The 7,284-nt window shown below is 40.7% G+C and carries 3 protein-coding genes; all 3 read left to right on the top strand.

Annotated elements, in window-relative coordinates; translation table 11 throughout:
- Window positions 1-1,561, top strand: a 1,561-nt coding sequence (locus ACOVQ4_RS06500; protein ID WP_421819841.1) for a DUF5123 domain-containing protein, incomplete at its 5' end; no start/stop codon positions are given.
- Window positions 1,562-1,609: 48 nt separating this feature from the next.
- Window positions 1,610-2,686, top strand: a complete 1,077-nt coding sequence (gene pelA / locus ACOVQ4_RS06495) for a pectate lyase (protein ID WP_421819840.1) — start codon at window positions 1,610-1,612, stop codon at window positions 2,684-2,686.
- Window positions 2,687-2,914: 228 nt separating this feature from the next.
- Window positions 2,915-7,276 carry a pectinesterase family protein gene (locus tag ACOVQ4_RS06490; RefSeq protein WP_421819839.1) on the top strand — a complete coding sequence of 1,454 codons (4,362 nt, stop codon included), beginning with the start codon at window positions 2,915-2,917 and terminating at the stop codon, window positions 7,274-7,276.
- Window positions 7,277-7,284: the final 8 nt, after the last annotated feature.

Below are 7,284 nucleotides of genomic sequence, written 5' to 3'. Positions count from 1 at the left end.
AACTCGCTTATTTCGTCCAGTATTAAACAAAGAGCTTTCGGCCAAAAACAATACCATTATTGTGAATATGGCCAATATCAAAGCCGCTGTGGGTTACACCGTAGAAGTTAGTAGAGATACCTTTAAAACGGTAGATTACAAAATCGAGGTGGATACCAATTATGTGGTATTGGACCAAACTCTTTTGAAAGGGGAGTCATTGTTTTGGAATACACAGTACCAAATACGCGCTACAGCACATGCCGCTGATGCACAGTACGACAGTAAAGTTTCTGATTTGGGAGGGGTAAGAACTGAAAAATTCCCAACAATTATGATTACTCCAACTGCATCAGACGTAATAGATGTAGCGGCTCGTGTACGTTGGGCTACTGGCTCAACGGTTATTTCTAAGGTGAAGGTTTTTGCCAAAACTGACTTAAAACTAGCAAATCCTCTAGCTTCTTACGATGTGACAGACGCTGAACAAAAAGCTGGTGTCAAAATTATTAATAAGCTTTTGCCTTTGACTACCTATCAGTTGGCTATTTATAGCGCCGACGGAGCAATTCGCGGTTGGGACAATTTTACAACAATTCAACGTGCAGTAGATATTACCCAACCGAATGTAATCGACCTATCAGATAGCGATGACCCAACAGCCTTGAATACAGCCTTGGCCAATGTTGTGGAAGGTGGTATTATTGTCTTGAAAAAAGGTGCCACTTATGTTATGCCTACCAATAGTTTTACAAAGTCGGTTACTATTACGAGTGCGTATGGCTTTGGCGACCAAAAAACAATAATTTCAACCTCGGGTGGTGGTAACATAGGAACGGGAGCAAATATTGCCTATCTCCGTTTTTCAAATATCGAATTCATCGGTGCTGATATTGCTGCTAGTTATATTTTCAACCCGAATATCAGTACTACTACAACCATCGGAGAATTGTCATTCGATAATTGTGTCATTTCAAATATGCGTGGCATATTACGTATTCGTGCCAAAGTATTCATTATCAATTATATTATCAAAAACTCTATTGTATATCAAATTGGGGGATATGGAATCTTGACAACTGATACCGATGGTGTCGGACAAGCATCCGTAGATAATATCTCGTTACAAACATCAACTTTTAGTAAAGTCAATACTTTTTTAGTGTCCAGTCAAAATTCCAAAACGGTGGTAATTGAAGATTGTACTTTGAGCGAAATTGTTACTAACCAAGGGAGTTTATTCTCTTGGAAAGGTACCTCTGGAAATAATGTGACTGGAGGTATTAGAATAAGTAACTGTATTTTTGGTCATGCATGGGATCAGTCTGGAACAAATTTGTTAACTATTCGAGGTAAATCAAAAGGTCTTGATACAACTCCATTTACCGTGCTCAATACCTACACAACAAGTGATTTTGGCTATGTTGTAGGTACCGAAATTCCTGGTTTACCATCAAATGCTTATACTAAAAAAGCTACAGATTTGTGGGTAAGTCCTTATTCAGGATTAAATTTCAATTTTAAAGACAATACTTTCTCTGGCCGTCGCGATAGTGGTGACCCTCGTTGGAGAGTGAAATAAAATAAGATTGCCCCCGAAGATTCGGGGGCTTTTTTCCTTCCCTAAATGATGATAAAAAAATCCTTTGCTTTCAGTTTTTTGAGCTTACTCCCTTGCTTATTTTTTGCTTGTCATACTGCTCAAACGCAATCCGTACTTTCTCAAACAGTTTCTTCTGTTTATCCAAAAGATTCTGTGGCAGAAAGAATGCTTTTGTATCAAAGAGATAACGGAGGTTGGCCACAGCCAGGCGGAAATGCAATCAATTATTCACTATTGATTAAACCAGAACTTAGGAAAAAACTTTTATCAGAAAAGAAAGTATATGATACTACTATTGATGATAAGGCTACAACTAGAGAGATAAATGGGTTGCTTAAGGCCTTTTCCTTAACTCAAAATCCGTCTTATCTACAAGCTGCCGAGAGAGGAATCTATTATCTTATCGATGCCCAAAACAAGGCAGGTGGTTGGGGGCAGTTTTATCCCGATACCTCTGGCTATCATAAACATATTACTTATAATGACAATGCTATGATTGATGTCATGAAAGTAATGAGAGGTGTTGTTGAGGCAAAAGATATTTACGCAAACGTTTCGCCCAACCTAAGACCGCTTGCTCTGAGTGCCATGGAAAAGGGGATTCGCTGTATTTTGAATACTCAAGTTCGCCAAAATGGGAAACTTACGGTGTGGTGTGCCCAACATGATAGACTTACGCTAAAACCAGCGAAGGCAAGAAAATTTGAACTTCCATCTTTGAGTGGTGCCGAGTCGGTTGGGATTGTCAACTTTTTGATGGCTATAAAAAATCCTTCTGAAGAAATAAAGCAGTCTATAAAGTCGGCGGTTGCCTATCTGACATCAGTAAAAATCACTGGTATAAAAGTACAAGACATTGACGCACCAGCTCTTCCCAAAGGTAAAGACCGTGTAGTAATAGCTGATCCTAAAGGGGAAGTTTGGGCAAGATTCTATGATTTAGAAACCAATAAACCTTTCTTTGTTGGACGAGATAGCCTGCCCAAAGCCACATTGGCCGAAATAGAACACGAACGCCGTATTGGATACGGATACTATGGCGATTGGCCCAAAAAACTCATTGAAGTGGATTATCCAAAATGGCTTGCCAAATGGAGCAATTAAGCTCGGTCATTAGGTTAGTTTGTATGCAAAATAAAATTTAAGTTTTGAGCTTATGGCTTTCAGCTTTGGGCATTCGGCAAAAACAAAGCTATCGTTACTAAAACATTTAACACTCTTTGCCTTGTGCCTGTTGCCTTGTGCCTACTAAAAATGACTATTTTGAGAGCTTTTAGCTACAGCGCAATGCTGATACCCCAAAGCTCAGACCCTATTTAAAACCTATTCAAGATGAAAATTCCTTCTTTTTTCCAAGTGAGAAAATACATTTTTTCACTTGTGACTCTCATTTTGTGTTTATTATCAGAAACCAAAGCCCAACAATTGGCCTTTCCTACTGCCGAGGGTGGCGGACGCTTTGCCAAAGGTGGTCGTGGAGGAAGCGTATACGAAGTTACGAACCTCAACGATTCAGGAATTGGTAGTTTGCGTGACGCCATTAGTCAGCCAAATCGAACTATTATTTTTAAAGTTTCAGGAGAAATAAAACTAAAAAGTAGACTCGTAATCAGACAAAATAACATTACGATAGCAGGACAAACCGCACCCGGCGATGGAATTTGTATTACGGGTTATACTCTCAATATATCCGCTTCTGATATTATTGTGAGATATATTCGTTGTCGTTTTGGAGATGAAAATGCATCTGAAGACGATGCCATGAACTGCTGGAATGGCCCCTACCAAAATATTATTGTTGACCATTGCTCGATGAGCTGGTCGATAGATGAAACAGGAACATTTTATGGAATCCGAAATTTTACTTTACAATGGTGTATTTTGAGCGAAAGCTTATATAATTCAAAGCATGACAAAGGAATTCATGGTTATGCAGGAATTTGGGGCGGAGCAAACGCTACTTTTCACCATAACCTTTTGGCGCATCACTCATCCCGAAACCCTAGATTTGGAGGCGCAAGAAAAGGGTATGTTCCGTATGACCCCGCCGACGAACTGGTAGATTATCGCAACAATGTGTTATATAATTGGGGCAATATAAACTCTTCGTATGGAGGTGAAGGCGGTAAAATCAATATGGTGAATAACTACTACAAAGCTGGCCCCGCAACCCCTGGCAACCTCACTACGAGTTCAGCTTCTAATAAAAGAAACCGTATCTTGAATTATACCAATTTCTATGTAGATGGTACAGACACTACGTGGGGAGGTAAATTTTATATTGATGGCAATTTTGTGGCTGGGTATCCTGATGTAACGGCCGATAACTGGACCAAAGGTGTACAGAAAGATAGTTATGCAAATGCCGATGCGCTCATCAAGGCTGCTCGTCAGGAAAAACCTTTTGATACTGCGCCCGTGCGTACACATTCAGCTGAAGAAGCTTATTTGAGAGTGTTGGATAGCGCTGGTGCCATTTTGCCTCGTCGTGACCCAATAGATGTACGTATTATTCGTGAAACTCGAACAGGAACTGCCACCTACGAAGGTGCCACTTATGCCTTGGTAACTAGCGCAGGTGTTTCGCATCCTTCTGGAATTATTGATAGTCCCGCCAATGTGGGTGGTATTCCGAAGTATGGAAGTAACAAGGCTTATACCGATGCCGATAAAGATGGTATGGATGATGTCTGGGAGTTAGCCAATGGACTCAATCCGCAAGATGCTGCAGATGGCAATAAGGTCGCTCCAAATGGATACACCCAACTCGAAAATTTTCTCAATAGTATCACCAAAGATACAGGTACTGGTGAAATTGCAGGAGGTCCCAAAACGGTAGATTTGATGGGATACGATGCGGTGGTTGCTTTAGATGGAACAGGGTCGCATTCAACCGTTCAGGCTGCCATCGATGCTGCACCAGTGAATAGTACAGCACCTTTTCGAATTTTTATTAAAAATGGAAAATATCTCGAAAAAGTCAATATTCCTTCCAACAAGCCATTTATTTACTTAATCGGTGAAAGTGCCGCCAAGACTATTATTTCTTGGAATGATTACTCAGGGAAAGCAAATCCTGCTGGGGGAACCTTTGGAACTAGTACCTCTGGAACGTTAACGATTAAATCAGATAACTGTGGCTTGTGGAATTTGACAGTCGAAAATACAACGGGTGACTCTCCACAAGCTTTGGCGGTATCTTTAGAAGGAGATAAGACCGTTGTAAAATCCTGTATTTTCTTAGGGGGGCAAGATACAGTATTGAGTAATGGTGATGGCAAACGTCAATATTTTAAAGATACTTATATCGATGGTGTAGTCGATTTTATTTTTGGTAGTGCTACTGCTGTTTTTGACTCTTGTATTGTATATGCAAAAGACCGCATCGATAAACTATCAGGTAGTTATATTACGGCGGCCAATACGCCAACGACTCAAACTTATGGATATGTATTCAGAAATACGATTTTGCCCGCAAACAGAGGGGTTACTTCTTATGTATTAGGTCGGCCGTGGCAAAATGACGCAGGAACGGCTGATGCAGCAAAAAAGGGAAATAAGGTTGTTTTCTTGAATAGTATTTATGGAAATAAAATAGTAAAACCAGAAGGCTGGTCGGTTTGGGATACAGGAACCAACACTAGTTTGATTACCTATGCCGAATATCAACCCAAAGGATTCAATGGCACTTTGGTAGATGTGAGCAAAAGGGTTTCTTGGTCAAAGCAGTTAACAGATGCTCAGGCTTTGGTTTATTATGATAATTCGAAAATCTTTGGCACTTGGAATCCCTGCGCCATCGACAATGTTTGCCCAACCGCAAAAGGAGAATTGGTTATGTTAAATTTGAAAGTAACAAAAGGTGCGAATTTGTCGACACCAACTACTTTTGCTTGGAATACAGCTTGGAATATGAAAGATATTCAATTTGCGCTATACCGAAGTGTCGATACAAAAACCAATTTTGTGAAGCTCAAAGATATTACAAGCACTACCGACACTCTGTGGAATTATTCATTAAATGATAATGCACCAGAAGCAGGTAAAACCTATTATTATGTAATCAAGGCTACTAAAACTGGTTTTAAAGAGTTTAATACTGATACGGTTTCGGTTACGAGTATCCCAACTATTACTTTGAATGGTACTTTAGCCGAATTTTTGCAAGGCTTGGGTGCTCCGTCGGCTTCTCAAGTATATACAGTTACTGGCGAAAATCTTTCGTCTGCATTGGTCATTTCGTTACCCAATAATTTTGATGCATCTATCGATGGAGGAAAAACATGGAATACGAGCTCTGTAACCATTAACCCAACCAGTGGGGTAGTGGCTACTACTTCTGTTTTGATAAGACTCAATGCAAAAGCCGCGGGAAATTATTCGGGTACAATTGCTCATACAAGTACTGGCGCAAGTACCAAAACGTTGACCTTAACTGGAATTACGCAGACAGAAGCCCTTGCCTTTTCACAAAGACTTGCCTTGTGGCCCATGAGTCTCTCCGATGCCGATAGCGTAGCTGTTCGTGCCAAAGGGGTAACCGTAAGCAAGCCTTCCCTCAAAAGATTGTATCTCTCTAATGGTACGGTGATTCCTGCTTACTCTGCTTTGCATGGTCAAGCGTTTGCTCCTTCAGCCGATGGCGGAGGATTGTGGACTACCGCAGGTGGTGGTTGGGGCAATAACCTCTACCGTGGCTCTTACCAACAGTTTGTTATTAAGTGCAATACAGATTATACTCTAAGGTTAGACTCCTTACAGCTAAAGACTTCGCTTTATGCGGCAGCAACTGGAAAATTTGCCCTAGTTTTTTCTAAAACTGGGTTCAAAAGTGATTCGGCAGAGGCCACCGCTGCTTTATCGGGTGGAACGCCCTTGGCAATAACAGCAAATGGGAAGTTTACAACGCCAATTATCCCCAATGCAGAGCCTAGTTCAACTATCACTCGTTATCAGTTTGCGTTGAATGGTTCAAATGGAATAAATTTGGCAGCTGGTGATTCGTTAACTTTTCGTCTCTATTATAGCACAGGAAGCTCTAGCACAGGTCGTTATGCTAAAATTAAAGACCTTGAATTATTAGGAATAAGTAAGGCTATTCTCAGGCCAGCGCTCTCAGTAGGTCAAGTACCTTCCGATTTTAACTATATGATAGGCATGCCCAATGAGCCGCAAAGCTATACGGTAACCGCCGAAAATCTACAAGGTGAAATTCAATTAGTTCCCTCTGCTTTTTTCGAAATTTCTTTGGATAAAACTACATGGGTTAATGCGGCATCTGTCTTGAAGATTGCACCAACCAACGGTACCGTTTCCACCAAAGTGTATGTTCGATTTACGGCGAGTACAGCGGGTAATTACACCGGCACCATCACTCACAAAGCTACAGGAGTACAAGATATCACGGTAAATTTGAAGGGGATTGTTACAAAGCCTTTAGGTATCGACGAAATAGGGAATTTTGCCTTAATGCTTAGCCCAAATCCGAGTGTGAATGAAGTACAGGTTTCGCATCCCGCCGAAAAAGCGGAATTACGCCTTATTGATTTGCAGGGGAACGGCAAAATAACTCAATCATTAACAGGGCATACTACCACAACTACCCTAAGTTTACAGGGTTTGCCATCTGGGATATATATAATCGAATGGAGTACGGGTGAGAAAAAAGCTACGAAAAAGCTGGTTAAAGAGTAGTTTTAAAG

The sequence above is a fragment of the Flectobacillus sp. genome, assembly GCF_049240685.1.
Lineage (GTDB): Bacteria > Bacteroidota > Bacteroidia > Cytophagales > Spirosomataceae > Flectobacillus.
The sequence above is the reverse complement of the archived record's forward strand: the minus strand, read 5'-3'. Positions and strand labels throughout refer to the sequence as shown.

What these genes read in the sequence shown, in the direction of transcription:
- ACOVQ4_RS06490 (WP_421819839.1), top strand. Translation starts at nt 2,915, where the DNA reads ATGAAAATTCCTTCTTTTTTCCAAGTGAGAAAATACATTTTTTCACTT.
- pelA (WP_421819840.1), top strand. Translation starts at nt 1,610, where the DNA reads ATGATAAAAAAATCCTTTGCTTTCAGTTTTTTGAGCTTACTCCCTTGC.